Source organism: Bartonella elizabethae F9251 = ATCC 49927 (assembly GCF_000518165.1).
GTDB classification, from domain to species: domain Bacteria; phylum Pseudomonadota; class Alphaproteobacteria; order Rhizobiales; family Rhizobiaceae; genus Bartonella; species Bartonella elizabethae.
The window spans coordinates 57,460-77,803 of sequence record NZ_JADB01000004.1 but is presented as its reverse complement, the minus strand read 5'-3'; the positions used below and the strand labels follow the sequence as shown (position 1 = coordinate 77,803).

Genomic DNA, 20,344 nt, shown 5'->3' with positions numbered 1-20,344 from the left:
GTCATTTCCATTTGCGAACAAAAGCCTCAATGGAAAGGTTTTGCATATCAGGCAATGCGTTATAAATTTTATCAAGCGGCCAATCCCACCAAGCCATATCTAAAAGATTTTCTATCACATGATCGGGAAAACGCATCCGCAATTGTTGAGCTGGAACCCCAGCAACAATCGTATAAGGCATAATATCTTTTGTTATAACGGCATTAGCTCCAATAATTGCCCCATGTCCAACTGTTACCCCAGGCATAATAACCGCTCCATGCCCAATCCATACATCGTGCCCAATGATAACACGTTTTGCACAACGCTTTTCGCGAAAAGAACAATCGAGTGACCTATAACGAAAATATTCGTTTGGCCGATAGGTTATTTTATGTGTTGAAACGCGCTCCATGGGATGTTCCAACGCATTTATCCGTACATGAGAGGCAATCGAACAAAAACGGCCAATATCGCTATAAATAGCCTCACTGTTACGTTCTAAATAAGAAAAATCCCCAATGATTACATCCCGCAAAATTACTCGCTCATTAATTTCCACATAGCGTCCTAATTTACAACCATGCAACCGTGCCGTTGTGTGAATACGTGGTTTATTTTCATGGAATCGAAGATCATTCTCAATATTCATTTAGCTTTCACCAATTTTTGTCCGATAATTAACACAAGAGACATAACCATCAGATGAGCAAAATCAACTATGAAACAAAGATTGCAAAACAAACCAGCCAATGCTAGAGTTTTTTGGCGCCTTTAAGAGAGACAAGCTATGAAAAATGTAATCCGCATCTTGGGACTAACAGTTATATTTCTTACGGGAATTTTTATTTATGATACATTGATCAATAAGCCTTTAGGTGATGACTTTACGCTCACCGATTCCAATGGACAAACTGTTACGCAAGCTGATGTTCGCAGTAAACCTTCAATTATTTTCTTCGGTTTTACGATGTGCCCTGAAATCTGTCCTACAACATTGATGAATCTTGATCGATGGTTAACAGCTCTTGGACCAAAGGCTGATAAATTAGGAATATGGTTTGTGACCGTTGATCCTGAACGAGATACACCGGAAGCTCTTCATGAATATCTCAGTAATTTTACCAATAAAATTATTGGCATTAGCGGAGAGCCTGAGAAAGTTCATAAAATGGTTAATTCATTTAATATTTTTGCTAAAAAAGTACCTGGAACAGATGGAAATTATACTTATGATCATACAGCAGCAATTTTTTTGCTTAAAAAAGGTGGCAAACTCGCTGGTATTATACCTTATGAACCCAAAGAAGATGATAATGAATTAAAAGACGAAATCGCCATTGAACGACTCAAAAAACTTGTCTCAAACTAAATAAAAAGCCAATTATAAAGAAAGAACAGGATGTCACAGCAAATTCGTCTGTATTATACTGCTTTTAAAAGTGAAGCAGAACGATTTTATACGCTTATAGAAGCAGCTTTTGACGAAGAAGGATATCCTTTGGCTCTTACAGAGATAGATGAAAAAAATGCCATCTATGAGCTTTCACTCTATGTAGATCAAGACAATGAAGAGCGTGTTCTGCAACGTTTTGCACAGACCCTTTCTATAGATTCTGATAAAATTAATAGGGAAGTTTTACCTAATATTGATTGGGTGCAAAAAAGCCTAGAAGGACTACAACCTGTACATGCTGGCCCTTTTTTCCTTCATGGAAGCCATAACCGTAATGATATCCCACAAGGTGTTTTTCCCATTGAAATTGACGCAAATCAAGCTTTTGGCACTGGACATCATGGAACAACAGCCGGTTGTTTAGAAATGATTGCCAAAATCATGAAACACGAGAATCCACAAAATGCCCTTGATCTTGGAACTGGCAGTGGTGTCTTAGCCATTGGCATAGCAAAGCTCAAACCTATTGCTATACTTGCATCTGATATTGATCCCATTGCTATTAAAGTTGCACAACACAATATCGCACTCAATGGCGTAGAAAAATATATTAGGGCAATTACAGCAACAGGTTTTGCTCATGATGAAATTGCATCACGTGCGCCCTTTGATCTCATCATTGCCAATATCCTTGCCAATCCGCTTATTGAACTTGCTCCAGAAATGGTTCAAGTCCTTCAAAAAGGTGGATCACTTGTACTTTCTGGAATCCTTGAAGAACAACATAATCTTGTCTTGGAAGCTTATGTAAAACAGGGATTAAAACATCTTGAAACATACCACCGTCAAGGATGGGTTACGATACATCTTAAATAAATGAAAAGGACGTTGTTATGTATCAATCTTTTGAAGCAACAACAAATCCCAGCCATGCTCTCGGGCGTATTTCCTCTCTTCGTAAAGAACTCGATCGTCTTGGGCTCGATGGTTTTCTTGTTCCCCGGTGCGATGAACATCAAGGAGAATATGTCCCCCCCCATGCTCAACGTTTAAGCTGGCTCACTGGCTTTACGGGTTCAGCAGGGATCGCTCTCATTTTAAAAAATAAAGCTATTATCTTTACTGATGGGCGCTATAAACTCCAAGTTCGCCAACAAACTAATCCTCATATTTTTGAATATGAAGATCTCGTAACGTGCCCCCCCTCACAATGGCTTGAAAAAAATGGAGCACAACTTTCTATTGGCTTTGATCCATGGCTCCACACCATTGCCGCTACAGATACACTGAAAAAATCCTTAGAGATAAAAACAGGTGGAAAGCTTATAGCAGTCCAACAAAATCCTATTGATCTTATCTGGCATGATCAACCACCATCACCACAATCTGCCTTATCGATTCATCCTCTCCAATATGCAGGATGGGATAGCGATGAAAAGCTCTCCTTAGTTCGCAAAACCATACAACAAGCCAATGCAGATGCTTTTATTTTTACAGATCCCTCCTCTATTGCATGGATGTTCAATATACGTGGCAATGATGTTTCCAACACACCTTTTTCTCTTTGTTTTGCCCTAATACCTGTAAACGAAACACCAGCCTTATTCATTGATAGCAACAAGCTTGGCGAAGAACAAAAACAATATCTGGAACGTTATACAAAATTATATGAACCAGAACAGCTTATTGCAAAGATTCAAGATTATAGTCAAAAAGGCATGATTTTTGCTTTAGATCCACAGTTAACATGTGAAAAGTTACGCACTATCCTTGAAGAAAGTGGCAAATCTTTCATCACACTGACCGATCCTGCAGCTCTACCCCGAGCCATTAAAAATGCCACAGAACAAGAAGGAGCGCGGAAAGCACATCTGTGCGATGGTGTTGCTCTTACCCGTTTTTTTACTTGGTTAGACAAACAAACACCAAGCACAATAAATGAAATTTCTGCTGCTCAGAAATTAGAAGAATTTCGCATCAATACAGCAAAAGACATGGGAAAAAAACTTGAAGATCTCTCTTTTGATACAATCTCAGCAGCAGGTGCACATGGAGCAATTATCCATTACCGTGTAACAAATGAAACCAATAAACCACTCAAGGCTGGTGAACTTTATCTTGTGGATTCAGGTGGACAATACAGGGATGGCACCACAGATGTCACACGCACAGTTGCAATTGGGGATATTGGAGAAGAAGAAAAACGCTGTTTTACTCTGGTTCTTAAAGGCATGATTGCTCTTTCAACAGCATGTTTTCCAAAAGGAACACGCGGACAAGACATTGATGTTCTAGCACGCATTGCCTTGTGGAAAGCCGGTTTTGATTATGCCCATGGTACGGGTCATGGCGTTGGTTCTTATCTCTCTGTTCATGAAGGACCACAAAATATTTCGCGCAAAGGATGCCAAGAATTGATTCCTGGAATGATTGTTTCGAATGAACCTGGATATTATCGTGAAGGCGCTTTTGGTATCCGTCTTGAAAATTTGCTTATTGTAAAGCCAGCACAAAAAATTGCTGGCGGAGAGAAAGAAATGCTCTCGTTTGAAACACTCACCCATTGCCCCATCGATCGAAAGCTCATCCTTCCAGAGCTTTTAACACAAGAAGAGCGACAATGGCTCAATAATTACCATGCACGTGTTTATCAAATGAATGAACCTTATTTAAGTGAAGAAGAGAAAGAATGGGTAAAAGAGGCAACTATGCCTCTTTAAGTAAAGAAATACAAATATCTCTTAAAGCTTCCAATAAGGACACCCCTGTCCTTTTTCCAAGCCAAAATATGCACTGAACGTGAAGAAATATCAAAACGCTTCATTATTTTATCGTCTTGATAAGACTTTCACAGCATTAATAATTATAAATTGGCTTTCAATATCAGTAAATCGCATCTAATGAGAAAAAAAGATAAGCATATCCATCATGCTTGAGTGTCATTTTCCCTCTTAACCATAATGTCCCTCAATCAGCTGTAGCCAAGCCTCTTCATCGATAACCTCAACACCTAACTCCCCAGCTTTAGTCAATTTTGATCCCGCTCCAGGCCCTGCAACAAGAAGATCTGTTTTTTTAGAAAGTGAACCGGAAGTCTTTGCCCCTAATCGCTCTGCCAATGCTTTTGCTTCATCGCGAGACATATGCGCTAAAGTTCCTGTAAAAACTATGATCTTTCCCGCTAACGGTGAAGATTCTGTCAAAACAGGCTCCTCATCGAGAGGAGTTACTTCTTCAAGCAAAACAGCCAAAACCTCACGGTTATGGGCTTCTTGATAAAAATCAACAATTGCCTCCCCTACCTGTGGTCCAATTCCTTCAATATTGGTAAGCTCCAGCCAAGCTTCATTGCCTTCTTTATTTTCCTGCTCACATGGCATAAGCGCTTCCATTGCCGCAGTTTCAAAAGCTGTATAAGTTTGATAAGCACGTGCAAGACGGCGTGCATTGACCTCTCCAACATGGCGAATTCCCAATGCAAACAAAAAACGACTGAGAGGAATTTTTCGACGTGCATTAATGGCATCATAAAGTTTGCGCACTGAAACAGCACCAAAACCCTCCATATTTTCCAAACGTACCAACGAGTTTTCTTGGCGCCGCTGTAAAGTAAAAATATCAGCAGGTGTATGAATCCGAAGCGTTTCTTCTTGAATATGAAAGAAAAACTCCACCTGTTTTTTTCCAAGCCCTTCAATATCAAAGGCATTGCGTGCAACGAAATGACGAATACGCTCAATTGCTTGTGCAGGACAGATAAGCCCCCCAGTACAACGACGCACAGCTTCTCCTGCTTCACGAACCGCATGACTGCCACAAGCAGGGCAGAGATGAGGAAAAACAAAAGCAGAAGAGTCTTTTTTACGTTTTTCTACAACAATATCAACTACTTGAGGAATTACATCGCCAGCACGTTGTATAATCACCGTATCGCCGATACGAATATCACGTCCCTCACGAATGGGCTCTCCTTTATGACCAATTCCTTTAATATAATCCTCATTATGCAAACTTGCATTGGTCACCACCACCCCACCAACAGTAATTGGCGTAAGACGTGCAACAGGGGTTAATGCTCCCGTGCGCCCCACTTGAATATCAATGTCTTCCAAAAGCGCCATAGCCTTTTCTGCTGGAAATTTATGCGCAATAGCCCAACGCGGCGAACGAGAAACAAATCCCAAACGCTTTTGGAGCATCAAATCATTAATCTTATAAACAATGCCATCAATATCATAGTTTAAAGAATGACGGCATTCTTCGACATCACGATAATAGGAAATAATTTCCTCTACTGTCTTAAAAACTTTTGTTAATGGATTGATAATAAAGCCATATTCTTTGAGATTTTTTATCATCTCCATTTGGCTTTCTGCAAATATTTCGCTCACCTCACCACAACCATAAGCAAAAAATCGCAGCTTTCTGCTAGCAGTTATCCGTGAATCCAGTTGACGCAATGATCCAGCCGCAGCATTTCGAGGGTTGGCAAAGGTTAACTTACCCTTCTCTTGTTGGCTGATATTAAGCGCTTGGAAATCCTCCCGCTCCATATAAACTTCACCGCGAACCTCAAGAATATCAGGAAATTTGCCTTGCAAAACTTTTGGAATATCAGAAATTGTTCGTGCATTCGCTGTCACATTTTCACCAACAGCTCCATCACCCCGCGTTGCAGCACATACAAGCTTCCCCTTTTCATAGCGCAAAGACAACGATAAACCATCAATTTTTGGCTCCGCCGTTATTTCTAATATTTGTGTTTCTGCAAACCGTAAAAAACGACGCACACGTTCAACAAATTCAGTAACATCTTCAGACTTAAACGCATTATCAAGGGAAAGCATCGGTTGTGTATGAACAGATTTTTCAAACTTTTCAGAAACCGGTGCTCCAATTTTATGTGAAGGAGAGTCTATACGAACGAGTTCGGGAAAGAGAGCTTCAATTTCTGCGTTACGCTGGCGAAGAGCATCATATTCAGCATCAGAAATTTCAGGTTGATCATCACGATTATAAAGCACATCATGACGTGCAATCTCTTTTGCTAACCACTCTAATTCACTTTCTGCTTCAAGAGCAGTGAGGCTTTTAATTCCGTCCTTGTTCATAAAATCTATTCCAAATGATGGGCTATAGTCATAAAAATCTCAACTCTTTAAATTATAAAGTGAACTCAAATGAACACACGCTTGTCAGTAAAATAATTAATAAGCGATATTTTTATCGTTGAATCACTGAATCTTTATGCAAGAAGTTTTTGAGCAGCAGCTCGTGCCTCCTCAGTAATCTGTTCTCCTGCCAACATACGAGCAATTTCTTCTGCACGCTCCTCCTCTTCCATTTTATGAAGAACAGTCATAAAGCACCCCTTATCATCACTTTCAATCTTTGAAATAAGAAAATGGCTATGCGCTTTCGATGCAACTTGGGGTGCATGCGTAATAGCAAAAACCTGAATCTTTTCCGACAAACGTTGCAACCGTTGCCCAATAGCGGCCGCAACAGCGCCCCCAGCACCTGTATCAATTTCATCAAAAATCAACGTGGGAGCTGATCCGCGATCAGATAACACAACCTTTAATGCCAATAAAAAGCGAGACAATTCACCACCAGAAGCAACACTCAGCATGGGTCCCGCCCGTGTTCTAGGATTGGTCCGCACCCAATATTCAATACGATCACACCCCTCTGCACTTCGCCTTTCAACATCAGTCTGCATTTCGACAATAAATTCTGCCTTTTCTAATTTTAATGCCGGCAACTCAGCCATAACACTTTCAGATAAATGCTTTGCTGTTTCCCGACGTTTTATTGTTAAGGTTTGTGCCAATGTATCATAATTTTTCTGTGCCTCTCTTGCCTCATCTTCAAAACGCGTTAACGTGTTCTGAGCCTCTTCAAAATCAGTAAGTTCAGCATCCATTTTATCGCGTAACTGAACCAATTCATCCGCAGAAACTTGATATTTACGGGCAAAACCGCGAAGCGTAAAAAGACGCTCTTCTATCCGTTCCAATTCATCAGGTTCAAAATCCAATGCCCGTATTGCTGTCTCAATGCCTTCTTGTGCTGTTGCAAGTGCATGCAACGCATCGTCAAGAGATTTCACCACTGGTGTAATGAGCTCTTCTGCCTCAGGGATTTTTCGCTCCAAACGCCTCACCAAATTAGAAAGCACCGGAACTGGCGATTTTTGACCACTCAAAAGATCATCAGCTTCCTTAATATCCGTCGCTATTTTTTCTAACTTAAGCATATCCGCACGACGAAGAGAAAGCGCCTCCTCTTCACCAACTTGAAAATCAAGCTTTTCAAGCTCTTCCACACACGCCCGAAGATAATCCATCTCGCGCGTTGCATTTTCTACTTTAAGACGCTGTTGTTGCAAACGCTCTTCACATTCATGCCATACCCGATAACATTGACGTAAATTTTCCACGTCACCTTCAAGCCCCCCAAAGGCATCTAATAACTGGCGATGTGTCGCAACATCAACAAGCGCACGATCATCATGCTGTCCATGGATTTCAACCAAGTGACGACCAACACTCCGCATCAATGCAACACTCGCCACCTGATCATTGATAAAGACACGACTGCGTCCATCACTCGATTGCACACGTCGTAAAATAATATCCCCTTCATCATCAAGACCATTCTCACGAATAAGCTGACGTGCAGGATGTGAAAGAGGGACATCAAAAACAGCGGTGACCTGTCCGCGATCAGTACCATGACGCACAAGCGAAGCATCTCCCCGTCCCCCAAGAGCAAGCGACAAAGCATCAAGTAAAATAGATTTTCCCGCCCCTGTTTCTCCAGTTAAAACCGTCAACCCCGCCGTAAAATGAATATCGAGCGTTTCGATCAAAACAATATTATGAATCGAAAGCTGTACCAGCATGAGAGAATCAACGTGCCCTCTTCTTATCACCACCTAAAGCATTTGAGATCCAAGAAGATTTATGCTCATGTGGCACTATTTTATTCTTCTGCAAGAGATTATAAGAAAATTTATACCACTCACTTTTGGGATAATTCCGTCCTAAAATAGCTGCTGCCGTTTGTGCTTCCGCCGTTAAACCAAGAGCCAGATTAACTTCCGTTAAGCGGAAAAGCGCTTCTTCAATTTGATTTGTATCGGAATACTCTTCAACGACGGTACGAAACCTTCTACTTGCAGCAAGATAACGCCGACCTTCTTCATAATAACGGCCAATCTGCATTTCTTTACCAGCCAATTGTTCACGCCCGAAACGTATTTTATCCTTAGCATCCTTGACATATTCAGAATTAGGATAACGCTCTATAAGGAGCTGCATCGCAGCAATAGCGCGTTTCGTATCACGTTGATCACGTGTAACATCAGGAATCCGACGAAAAGAAGAAAGACCAATAATATAGTACGCATAAGCCGAGTCACTAGACCCTGGATAAAGAGTAATATAGCGTTGAGCCATACTAATTGAATCATCATATTTTCCGAGACGATAATTTGTAAAGGCCCCCATGACTAAAGATTTACGGCCCCAGTCTGTATAAGCATACTGTTTTTCAATCTTCAAAAACTTTTTCGCAGCATCTCCAAGCCGCCCACTCTCAAGGCTCGCAAGCCCCTGATTATAGAGAACATCTGGTGGATCCATTTTTAAAACATAAGCAGATGGATCAAGGGTATTTTTCTCTTTAAAGAGACATCCCGCTAACATACAGGTGCTTCCCAAAAGCACCACCCCTAATATCTTGCGTACAATGTTAGATTTTCTATATGCCATACTTCTAATGCACACATGAGATTTTTTCATAGTCTTTCCGGCCTCCACAGAATACCACTTTTGTAGCAAAAATAATTTATTAAAAGTTTTTATACCATATCACTCTAAAATGCACATAACCAATTTAGCAGTTTAGGTCAATCATCCCCTTAAAAATCAAAAAAACAATAAAAAAATCTTTTCAATTTTCCTTTACTCTTTCTCTAAAGAGCTTTTTTCGTAATATGATTCGTCTGCCAAAAGAGCTTTCACCAATTTTGCATTAATTCTATGGCCACTACAATAAGAACGAAATAATCCAATAAAAGGCCCCCCAAGCAAAGCAGTATCACCAATCGCATCAAGCATTTTGTGCCGAACACATTCATTTTCCCAATAAGGACCATCGGAATTTAAAATTTTGTCATCAAAACCGATAACAAGAGAATTTTCCAAAGAAGCGCCTCTCGCCTTTCCAGAAAGCCGTAATTTTTCCAAGTCTTTGATAAAACCAAAAGTGCGTGCGCGTGACAAATCATCTCGAAACCCTTGTGTGGTAAGATCAAAACTGAAATGTTGCCTACCAATGGCAGGAGAAGAAAAAGAGATCGTTATATCAAAACGGCGTCCATCAAATGGCAAAAGCTCTGCAAAACCATGAGCGTCTTCAACCCGCAAGGGCTTTTTTATCATGAAATAAGAACGGTATGCATTTTGCTGGACAATGCCAACTTCTTCAAAAGCTTGGCAATATTGCCATGCAGAACCATCTAAAATCGGGATCTCATTATGCGACACTTCAATGACAAGATTGTCCAAATTATAAGCAGCAATGGCTGCCATCAAATGTTCAATTGTTTCAACCCTTACTTCTCCATCTCCAAGCACCGTTGATAACTCAGTTTCTCCCATTTGCGATGCATGGGCTTGAAATATTTTCTCTTCTCCCTCTAGTCCACAATGCTTAAAAAGAATACCACATCCAACATCAGCTGGACAAACCTTGACCTCTGACAAACAGCCACTGTGAACGCCAATCCCCTTAAATGTTACTGCTTTTTTAAGAGTAGACTTATATCTTGGCATTAAATTCATCATATTATTTTATTGCATTTCTTTTACATCTTTTAACAAAATTTATAAAACTATAAAAAAAATATTCATAGTAAATAATAAAAAAACCGCTTTTTATAAGCGGTTTTTTTTTAAAACAAAGTATTTTATCTAAAATAACAGTATATTTTACTTTATAACTTTTAACTCATCACCAAAGAGGGCATAAAATTTCTTACTTTTCCTCATTTTTTACCAATTAATTTGCCTGACGACGTAAAAACGCCGGTATTTCTAACTGATCCTCTTCACTGATAAAAGTACGCTGATCTTGTGGAACTTGAGGATGCAACTCACCAGAACGACGTGGAACATAAACAGAAGCATCTTGAGAAAACGCCTGAGAGTTTTTATTGTAAAGAGAGGACTCTTGCTGCTGTGAGGATCTTACAGCAGGTTCCAATCTTGCTTCTAGCTCTTCATCCTCGCGATGTGTCAAGCTCTGTTTCAAACGCTGCCAAAGATTACGAGGACCTTGATCAGTCACAGATGTTCTTTGTCTCTGTCCATGAGCAACAGGAGGAAAATCCTTTAACTCAGGCATCCGCATTGGAGCGCGCGCTTGCATCTGTTGCGTTTGTTTTGGTTGCACTAGCTTTTCTTTTTGCTTCACAACCCCTGTCATCTCATCAAGAACATGCGCTGTAGCCTCCATGCTCACAGGCGCCGTCATAGTTTGTTGAGAAATACGACCTGCTTGCATACGTGGGGCATTTGATATCTGATCCTGTCCAGCATTTGAACCATAAGCAACTGTTTTTGTCGCATTTCGTGTCATCATTGCTTCTGCAGGCTGTGCAAAAATTTGACTTTTGGGACGGAACTGTTCTCCTGTTGGCTTACTCTTTTCTATTTCAAGTGATTCGATGACTTCTACCATTGATTCAGAACGCAAAGGCGGTGACTGAACATGAAAAGAACTGTGTGGCGTTCCAGGATCATTCTTACGTATTGAAGAGGTTGGCCTTTGGAGCTGAGGTTGAGAGGGCTGAACCACATCACTAACCTCACGATCAATACCGGTGGCAACCACAGAAACACGAATAACACCTTCCAATGACTCATCATCAATGGCGCCAAAGATTACATTCGCATCAGCATCCACTTCTTCACGAATACGATTAGCAGCTTCATCCACCTCAAAGAGGGTCATATCACGCCCACCCGTAATAGAAATCAATAAACCACGTGCTCCACGCATAGAGGTATCATCCAACAATGGGTTTGCAATAGCTGCTTCAGCAGCAGCCAAAGCACGCCCCTCACCAGATGCTTCACCTGTTCCCATCATGGCTCGGCCCATTTCGTGCATAACAGAACGAACATCAGCAAAATCAAGGTTAATCAAGCCCTCTTTAATCATCAAATCCGTAATGGAAGCAACACCAGAATAAAGCACTTGGTCAGCCATAGCAAAAGCATCAGCAAACGTTGTTTTATCATTTGCAATACGGAAAAGATTTTGATTGGGAATAACAATCAATGTATCGACAGACTTTTGTAATTCTTCAATACCAGCCTCGGCCGTTTTCATACGACGCGCCCCTTCAAACTGAAATGGCTTTGTCACAACACCAACGGTCAAAATACCTTTTTCCCGCGCTGCGCGCGCAACAACGGGAGCAGCCCCTGTTCCAGTACCTCCCCCCATACCAGCAGTAATAAAAACCATATGAGAGTCTGCAAGATGATCGATAATTTCATCAATACATTCCTCTGCCGCAGCTTGTCCAACTTCTGGTAAAGCCCCCGCACCCAAACCTTCTGTCACAGCAGCACCAAGCTGGATAACACGTTCAGCCTTTGACATAGCCAAAGCCTGTGCATCCGTATTTGCAACAACAAAGTCAACTCCTTGAAGACCAGCATTAATCATATTATTCACGGCATTCCCGCCACCACCTCCAACACCAAAAACGGTAATGCGTGGCTTCAATTCCGCGATATCTGGCCGATGCAGATTAATCGTCATTTTCTTTTCCTTCTCATAAGACACCGCAAGCCAAAGCGATGAAATTTATCCAACTAGACTTAACTAAAAACTCTCACGCAACCACTGACCAACACGCTGAAAATACCCACGCGTGCCCATCGATAAATGATTTCCTGCCGCCTGCATTGTTTTTTCTTCAAAACCCACCAATTGCGGATAAATTAACAACCCAACAGCAGATGTAAACGCCGCCCCTTTTGCAAGAGAAGGAAGCCTCGAAATCCCTAAAGGCCGCCCGATACGAACATTTCTTCCTAATATAGTACGTGCCATTTCTGGCAATCCTGTTAACTGGCTTGCTCCCCCAGTCAAAATAACACGCTTACCAATGATGTGACCAAAACCAGAACGATTTAAACAATCACGAACCATTTCTAAAATTTCTTCAACACGCGCACGAATGATGCGACCAAGAACCGCGCGAGGATATTGCGTTTCACGCTGTTCACTCCCAATTTCTGCGACATTAATCATTTGCCGCTCATCGGCACTTGTTAAAAGTGCTGAACCATAAACAACTTTTAAACGTTCCGCCTCTGTTAGAGACATAGAAAATCCGCGCGCAACATCAAGAGTGACATGATGCCCGCCAACAGCAAGAGCATCCGCATGAACAAATTTTCCCTCAAAAAACACTGAAAACGTTGTTGTTCCACCACCAAAATCAATACATGCAGCTCCTAAATGTGCCTCATCATTCATCAAGACAGCAAGACCACTTGCAAAGGGAGTAGCAACCATTGCTTCAACACTCAAATGTGCACGATTAATACACGTTTCTAAATTACGCAAAGAGGCTGTTTCTGCGGTTAGCACATGCACATCGACACCAAATATTTCCCCTGCCATGCCGACGGGGTCAGAAATTCCTTTATCTCCATCCAAGATATAAGAAACTGGAACTGAATGCATAACATGGCGCTCAGCATCAAAAGCTTTACGCGAAACATCTGAAAAGGCCATACGCATATCACGCTTAGTCACTTCACGACCATTCAAATCGACCTCTCCATGAATCAAAGCACTTTGTAATCGACTTGAGGAAAAATTCACAATTACTGAATCTACCACCAAACCAGCCATTTTTTCTGCTGCATCAACAGCCAAGCGTATGGATTGTTCTGCTGCAAACATATCCATGACAACACCAGATTTAATACCGCGTGAACGCTGTACTCCAAAGCCTAGAATTTCCATAGAATGTGTACGACCATGCAAATAGTGCGCATACTTTAAAGGACGCAAACAAGCAATCAGACAAACAATCTTACTTGAGCCAACATCAAGAACCGTTAAAAAACGTGTCTTACGCCCCCCCCGATGATGTGATCTGAGCAACATCATGGGTTTCCTACCTTTCGCGTCTTTAAAATAGTTTCTTCTTCTGCGACACGAGCCTGATAACGCTCCAACGTTTCATCTGATAAAGAAACAGTAATTCGATCAGCAAGACGTAAATCAACACTGAGAATATCGCGCGATAAAAGATCTTGCATCCTACCGGATGAAATAAGAGAGGAAAGCCTTTCCAGGGCACCATTTTCAGGCAACATAAGGCGCATTCCATTATCCAAAACAAGATCCCAACGCCGATCACCTACCCGCACAAAAGCACGAACACGATCATACACTTGCCGATAAACTGACAGCGCTTGAATAAATCCTTTAGCTGCATTTTGCGCACCCTGCCCAACCACAAGAGGCAAATCCCGAACAATTCCTCCTTTAAAGGGCACAATGACACGCCCCGTATGATCAACAATATCTATTATGCTATCATGTTGCCAAATAGCATAAGGCTCACGCTCCACGATGGAAATATGCATTCTATTGGGATAAATTTTCTGAACATTTGCCGATTGAACCCAAGCCTGTTTTTCCAAAAGAGAACGTGCTCTTTCAACATCAAAAGTGAATATAGAGGGCGCAGCATCAAGTTTTAACATTTTCAAAATATCTTGCTTTGTCAAACGCTTATTACCACTGATATCGACTTGCGTGACCACAAAACCACTATCCGATATGAACGCATTTACGATCATCGCCATCTGACCACTTGATGAAAGTCCATAAAAAGCTGTCACAAAGAAAAACCATACAACAGCGAAAGAACCGAAATGACGTGGAATATGAATATTGACAAAAACAAACTCAAACATAAACCGAAGAAAACGACGATAAAGACGTGGCAAAGCCGGCACTGAAGGCACCTCCATCGGAACATTTGTTTTATTAACATTCAACGCATACATGATGCGTCCTCCACCATCCATTGAACAATATCGCCGTAAGTACGACCGCTCGCTTTTGCAATATCAGGAAGAAGAGACGTCGATGTCATACCGGGTTGCGTATTAATTTCAAGCCAAACCAATTCTCCAGTTTTCTCATCAAAACGAAAATCAGAACGGCTAACACCTCGACACCCTATCGCCTGATGGGCTGCTAAAGACATTCTTTGCACACTTTGGTAAATATTTAGTGAAAGTTGTGCAGGACAAATGTGAAGAGAACCACCCGTCTTATATTTTGACTCATAATCGTAGAATGGAAAATGTTGGTTGGGGAGAATTTCACACACATCCAGCACTTCATTGCCTAAAACAGCACAAGTCAATTCACGACCAGGAATATATTTCTCAACCATCACCTCATCGGCATATCCCCACTCAGATCCCCCAATATTATGGGGTGGTGCTGCTTCATTTTCTTGAACAATGACAACACCAAAGCTTGATCCTTCACACACAGGTTTAATAACATAAGGAGGCTCCATGGGATGCGTTTTCCCAACAGCAAAGCGGTTCATAATACGAGAAGGAGCAACACAAACCCCCACACTTTCAACAATAATTTTTGCACGTCCCTTATCCATTGCCAAAGCGGATGCCATCACACCAGAATGGGTATAAGGGATTTTTAAATATTCAAGAATCCCCTGAATCCGACCATCTTCACCAAATGGACCATGCAATGCATTGAAGGCAATATCAGGCTGCAACTGTTCAAGAACAGAAGCAATATGAGCGTCAACATCCACACGGCTCACACGGTACCCTTGCATCTCAAGAACATCAGCACAAGCTGCCCCTGAAGATAAACTTACAGACCGTTCAGAAGAAAAACCTCCCATTAACACAGCTATATGTTTATCTTTCATAATCAATCACCCTCTTTCGCATACTATATGTAGCCTATATAGAAGACACCAGTACCACATACAGGAAAAACAAAGTTTATCCTTGCGAATCAATAACCTAGCATTTTGCATAATGAATCAGACTCAAAAGCCTGATGCAAGAGATTCTTTGTTAATTTATTGATTCTTAATAGAATTTTTTTATTATCTCTTTGAAATGACTCAATTTTTTATTTGCACTTTTTTAGTGAACAATAAATCAATGAAATGGATCAAAAGGAGGAACACTTCGCCCCCGCTCAAATTGACCAATACGCTCTATTTCCCATTGTAAAAGGTGAGCTGAATGTGCAAAAACACGCGCACGCACTGTTTCTCCCAATGCTTCAAGATCATAGCCTGTTGCTTGGCCTGTATTAATCATAAAATTACAGTGCATTTCACTCATTTGAGCACCACCAATCCGTAAACCTCGACACCCTGCTTCATCAATAACGCGCCACGCAGATGTATTCTCAGGGTTTTTGAAAGTTGATCCTCCTGTCTTCTCGCGAATAGGTTGTACAGTTTCTCTGTGGAGGGCAACTTCATCCATAGCAGCACGAATAGCATCTTTATGACCGGGTTCGCCTTCCAATAAAGCAGCCGTAAAAATAAAATCTTTAGGAATATCACAATGACGATAAGAATAATGCATATCTTTCAAATTTAAGATATGACGTTGTCCTTTACGATCCAGCGCATAGACCTCAACAACACGCGCAGCTGTTTCAACACCATTTGCACCCGCATTCATTTTGAGAGCCCCTCCAAGGCCACCAGGAATACCATGATAAAAATGAAAACCTGCGATTTCTGCCTTTAAAGCAGCAGCAGCTAAATGTTTATCCGCCGTACCAGCACCAACTAAAAAACCTTTTGAAGAAACTTGCTGCACTTGCCCAAAATTTTTAGGTGAAAGACGAATCACGACCCCAGGAACGCCCCCATCACGCACCAGAAGATTAGAACCGATCCCAACAATTGTTATAGGAACAGTTTCAGGTAAATTTTGAAGAAAGAGAGCCAAATCTTCCTCATCAACAGGCTGATAAAAAAGCTCTGCCAACCCACCAGTGCGAAACCATGTCACCTTACGCATCTCAACATTCGGCGTAAGCTTGCCTCTGACATTACCCAACAGCGGTTGCAATTGCGCCAATAGCGCCTCACCATCAATGTTCTGAAAATTTATCATGACCACCAAGTCCCGACAACTGATGAGGCAACGCACAAGCCCATTGTGTGATATTGCCCGCACCAAGAAAAACAACATAATCCTCTGGCTGCGCAAATTTTGATACAAGAGACACAACATCTTCCAGACCGTGTATCAAACGCACATCACGATGACCAGCCATTTTAATATGCTCTACCAATTCTTGCGAACCAAAGCCTAGGATAGGCTCTTCACCAGCCGCATATACGGGGGTAATCAACACTGTATCGGCATCATTAAAACAAGTAGCAAACTCATCAAATAAATGATGCAAACGTGAATAACGATGCGGTTGTGCAATGGCAATGACACGCCCTTTTGCACTCTCACGTGCGGCGCGCAAAACAGCCTTTATTTCAACAGGGTGATGTCCATAATCATCAAATATTTCAATACCACGCCAACTTCCTGTTCGGGTAAAACGTCGTTTTACGCCCCCAAATTCCGCTAAGCCCTTCTTTATCAATTCATTTGAAATGCCAAGTTCATGCGCAATGGCTATTGCCGCTGTTGCATTAGCAACATTATGTTCTCCTGCCATGGGCAGGAGCAAATTTTTCAACTCAATCTTTCTTCCTGTCTTGCGTGAACGAATAAGAACATCAAAATACGTTTTTTGACCATCCATCGAAAGATTAAGAAAACGAACATCCGCTTGTGGATTTGCACCATAAGTAATCACCCAACGATCATCAATACGGCCCGCCAATGACTGAACCTCTGGATGATCAAGACACAAAACAGCAAAACCATAAAAAGGAACATTTTCTACGAATTGCCGAAAAGCTGCGCGGACAGCATCAAAACTTCCATAATGATCCAAATGCTCAGCATCAATATTGGTAACAACAGCAATATCAGCAGGCAGCTTTAAAAATGTGCCATCACTTTCATCGGCTTCAACAATCATCCAATCGCCCTCTCCTGTCCGAGAATTCGTACCATAGGCATTAATAATACCGCCATTAATCACCACCGGATCAAAACGACCAGCATCAAGAAGCGCTGCGACCATTGATGTGGTCGTTGTTTTACCATGTGTACCACCTACTGCAATTGCACGCCTAAACCGCATCAGCTCGGCAAGCATTTCTGCACGTCTGACAAGCGGCAAATGTCTTTCCTTTGCAGCAATATACTCAGGATTTGTTTTTTTAACGGCAGTAGAAAAAACAACAACCTCAGCATTTCCTAAATTTTCAGCACAATGACCGATATGAACGTTAATTCCTTTTCTCTTCAAACGTTCAACATTGGCACTCTCAACTTGATCAGACCCTTGAACTTTATAACCAAGATTATAAAAAACCTCCGCAATTCCACTCATACCGATCCCCCCGATTCCAATAAAATGGATAACGCCTATATCAAGTGGCATTTTCATCAAAAAGCTCCTCTTTTATATCTGACAACAATCGCCCTGCAATTAAGGCTTCAGCCATATCAGCAAGACAACACGTTGCACGAGGTTGCCCAACTTTTTTTGCAGCAAGCGCTTGTTTTTCCAATAAATGGGGTGCACAACAAGCTTGCGTTAGAAGAGCCGCAAGTTTTTGCGCATTTAAATCTTTTTCTAATATAATTTCCGCACCACCCACACGTGCAAGAAGGGCAGCATTGGCAGACTGATCATGATCCAAAGCATGAGGATAAGGAACAAGCAAAGCAGGTCTACCAATCACCGCTATCTCACAAACCGATGAAGCACCAGCACGCGACAAAATAAAATGGGCATGCGCCATACGTTCAGCCATATCATCAAAGAAAGGAGCAACCTCAGCTTGTACACCCATATCACGATAGATTTTAATCAACTCTCCAGCTTCACCACGAATTTGCTGTACAATCTTTAAGCGTTTACGGTTCTGATCATCAAGCAAAGCAATCGCTTCTGGAACAATATGTGAAAAAAAAGACGCCCCTTGGCTACCCCCAAAAATCAAAAAATAAAATGGCTCATCACCTGTAGAAGGCTGATAGGAAACTTCAGCCGCCTTCAACACAGCCTCACGCACTGGATTCCCCGTCAAAAGCGTTTTATGAGCATAAGGACCATGTGGGGACAACAAACCACCAGCGATTGCACGCACAAAAATTGCCAACATCCGGTTGGCACGCCCCATAACGGCATTTTGCTCATGAATAAATGTTACACGCCGCATTAAGGCCGCAATAAAAAGAGGAGGAAAACTCGGATACCCCCCAAAACCACCAACCAGAACAGGACGTAATTTATAAAACAGCCCCAACGATTGCCCCATACCTTTAAGCAAAGACCAAAACGTTTTTATCAAAGCAAAAGGATGACGTCTTGTAAATGTAGCCGATGAAACGATATGTATATGTTCTTTATCAAAGCTCCGTACAAAAGATCGCGCTCTTTCATCTGTTATTAAATGAACATCATATCCACGTCGCCTTAATTCAACAGCAAGTGCTTCAGCAGGAAAAAGATGTCCACCTGTACCCCCCGCCACCAAAACAATAACTTTTTTATCATTCATAAAGAGCTATCCAAGACAGAAGAAGAAAAAGCTGAAAGGCGTGCTTCTGGCCAACGACGTGTTAAACTGAGTAAAATTCCCATTGAAAACGCAATTGCCACCATTGATGAACCACCATAAGAAATAAACGGCAATGTCATGCCTTTGGGAGGGATTAAGTGAAGATTGACAGCCATATTAATAGCTGATTGAAAGCCTATCATCATGGCTATACCCGTAATACCAAGACGGATGAAGGAATCACGCGTATTCATAGCTATATATAATGAACGCATAACGATAAAGCCAAAAAGCATCATAATTAACAAACAAAGAATAATACCATATTCTTCCGCAGCAACAGAAAATACAAAATCTGTATGGCTATCAGGAATGATCCGTTTTACTGTTCCCTCTCCGGGACCTTGCCCAAACCAACCACCATTTAAAATAGCCTCACGTCCTACATCCACTTGAAAGGTATCTCCTTCCCCTGTCAAAAAACCATTGATACGATCGCGCACATGAGGCAAAAAAAGATAAGCAAGAATAATTCCTACAACGCCAAAAATGAGAAAGAAAAAAATAACCGTAAGAGGCACACCAGCAATAAAAAACAGCCCCCCCCATGTTGCACTTATTAAAATTGTTTGTCCAATATCAGGCTGTAAAACCAGAAGAACACAACAAATGGCATAAAGGAGAGTTGCTAACATGTAACCTGGAATTCCCCTCCTGCGTATCTGTTCTGAAAAAAGCCAAGCGGACATCACCACAAAAGCTGGCTTCATAAACTCTGAAGCTTGTACAGAAAAACCAAAGAGCAAAATCCACCGCCGTGCTCCCTTTAATTCAGGACCCCAAAATAGGGTTGCAACCATAAGAGCAAGCGTTACAATAAGCAAAAGAGCACATAAACGACGAATATTAGGAAGCGAAAAAAAAGAAATGGTAACCATTGTAAAAAATGCTGAAATGCTAAAAATGATATGCCAGCGAACAAAATAAAAACTATCAGCAATTCCGATTTTTTTTGCAATAGTGGGGCTAGCAGCAAAAGACAGCATAATGCCAATCCCCATTAAAATTAAACAAGCCGCAAAGATAGAGCGATCAATTGTCCACCACCAATTCGCAATTGGGTCTCTATCTGCACGCGTAATCATTTATAGCCACCTTATCCGTTTTATAAATTATCTCAAAGTGATAAGGTTCCCCAACCTGTC

16 protein-coding genes are annotated in these 20,344 nt (G+C 41.5%); 3 read left to right on the top strand and 13 right to left on the bottom strand.

Going from position 1 to position 20,344, the window contains the following annotated elements; all coding sequences use genetic code 11:
• Nucleotide 1 precedes the first annotated feature (1 nt).
• A complete protein-coding gene (locus tag T429_RS0105430; RefSeq protein ID WP_005775197.1) occupies nucleotides 2-631 on the bottom strand; it encodes a DapH/DapD/GlmU-related protein in 630 nt (209 codons plus the stop codon).
• A gap of 138 nt (nucleotides 632-769) precedes the next feature.
• Here T429_RS0105430 and T429_RS0105425 point away from each other — a divergent pair, with 138 nt between their 5' ends.
• The 3 genes from T429_RS0105425 to T429_RS0105415 are packed head-to-tail and all read left to right on the top strand — an operon-like array spanning nucleotide 770 to nucleotide 4,095.
• The gene (locus T429_RS0105425; protein ID WP_005773209.1) at nucleotides 770-1,351 is read left to right on the top strand and encodes an SCO family protein; all 582 of its coding nucleotides are present in this window, start codon (nucleotides 770-772) and stop codon (nucleotides 1,349-1,351) included.
• Nucleotides 1,352-1,381: 30 nt separating this feature from the next.
• On the top strand, nucleotides 1,382-2,251 hold the full coding sequence (locus T429_RS0105420) for a 50S ribosomal protein L11 methyltransferase (RefSeq protein ID WP_005773208.1): 870 nt from the start codon (nucleotides 1,382-1,384) through the stop codon (nucleotides 2,249-2,251).
• Between the two features lie 17 nt (nucleotides 2,252-2,268).
• A complete protein-coding gene (locus T429_RS0105415) occupies nucleotides 2,269-4,095 on the top strand; it encodes an aminopeptidase P family protein (protein ID WP_005773207.1) in 1,827 nt (608 codons plus the stop codon).
• A 231-nt stretch (nucleotides 4,096-4,326) separates the two neighbouring features.
• On the opposite strand, the gene ligA is transcribed toward T429_RS0105415, so the two are convergent.
• From ligA to T429_RS0105355, 12 genes are all read right to left on the bottom strand, one after another.
• Nucleotides 4,327-6,486, bottom strand: coding sequence for an NAD-dependent DNA ligase LigA (gene ligA / locus T429_RS0105410; protein WP_005773206.1), 2,160 nt, complete (start codon nucleotides 6,484-6,486; stop codon nucleotides 4,327-4,329).
• Between the two features lie 134 nt (nucleotides 6,487-6,620).
• Complete coding sequence (recN, locus tag T429_RS0105405) at nucleotides 6,621-8,282, bottom strand: DNA repair protein RecN (RefSeq protein WP_005773205.1); 1,662 nt, start codon at nucleotides 8,280-8,282, stop codon at nucleotides 6,621-6,623.
• 7 nt (nucleotides 8,283-8,289) lie between these two features.
• Entirely contained in the window at nucleotides 8,290-9,183 is an 894-nt protein-coding gene (locus T429_RS0105400; RefSeq protein ID WP_005773204.1) for an outer membrane protein assembly factor BamD, read from the bottom strand.
• Nucleotides 9,184-9,345: 162 nt separating this feature from the next.
• A complete protein-coding gene (gene lpxC / locus T429_RS0105395; RefSeq protein WP_005773202.1) occupies nucleotides 9,346-10,230 on the bottom strand; it encodes a UDP-3-O-acyl-N-acetylglucosamine deacetylase in 885 nt (294 codons plus the stop codon).
• A 214-nt stretch (nucleotides 10,231-10,444) separates the two neighbouring features.
• Nucleotides 10,445-12,217: a cell division protein FtsZ gene (gene ftsZ, locus T429_RS0105390; protein ID WP_005773201.1), complete on the bottom strand. Its 1,773-nt coding sequence runs from the start codon at nucleotides 12,215-12,217 to the stop codon at nucleotides 10,445-10,447.
• A gap of 63 nt (nucleotides 12,218-12,280) precedes the next feature.
• Nucleotides 12,281-13,582 (bottom strand): cell division protein FtsA, encoded by a 1,302-nt coding sequence (gene ftsA, locus T429_RS0105385; protein WP_026500892.1) that lies wholly within the window; start codon nucleotides 13,580-13,582, stop codon nucleotides 12,281-12,283.
• Nucleotides 13,579-14,490, bottom strand: coding sequence for a cell division protein FtsQ/DivIB (locus T429_RS0105380; RefSeq protein WP_005773199.1), 912 nt, complete (start codon nucleotides 14,488-14,490; stop codon nucleotides 13,579-13,581). Before T429_RS0105380 ends, ftsA begins: the two co-directional genes overlap by 4 nt.
• Complete coding sequence (locus T429_RS0105375) at nucleotides 14,478-15,398, bottom strand: D-alanine--D-alanine ligase (protein ID WP_005773198.1); 921 nt, start codon at nucleotides 15,396-15,398, stop codon at nucleotides 14,478-14,480. The genes T429_RS0105380 and T429_RS0105375 overlap by 13 nt, the downstream gene beginning before the upstream one ends.
• Before the next feature lie 238 nt (nucleotides 15,399-15,636).
• Entirely contained in the window at nucleotides 15,637-16,614 is a 978-nt protein-coding gene (gene murB, locus T429_RS0105370) for a UDP-N-acetylmuramate dehydrogenase (RefSeq protein ID WP_005773197.1), read from the bottom strand.
• Nucleotides 16,592-18,019: a UDP-N-acetylmuramate--L-alanine ligase gene (gene murC, locus T429_RS0105365; protein WP_005773196.1), complete on the bottom strand. Its 1,428-nt coding sequence runs from the start codon at nucleotides 18,017-18,019 to the stop codon at nucleotides 16,592-16,594. Before murC ends, murB begins: the two co-directional genes overlap by 23 nt.
• Nucleotides 18,003-19,139: an undecaprenyldiphospho-muramoylpentapeptide beta-N-acetylglucosaminyltransferase gene (gene murG / locus T429_RS0105360; RefSeq protein ID WP_005773195.1), complete on the bottom strand. Its 1,137-nt coding sequence runs from the start codon at nucleotides 19,137-19,139 to the stop codon at nucleotides 18,003-18,005. Before murG ends, murC begins: the two co-directional genes overlap by 17 nt.
• Nucleotides 19,136-20,284, bottom strand: coding sequence for an FtsW/RodA/SpoVE family cell cycle protein (locus tag T429_RS0105355; RefSeq protein ID WP_005773194.1), 1,149 nt, complete (start codon nucleotides 20,282-20,284; stop codon nucleotides 19,136-19,138). Before T429_RS0105355 ends, murG begins: the two co-directional genes overlap by 4 nt.
• Nucleotides 20,285-20,344 lie beyond the last annotated feature (60 nt).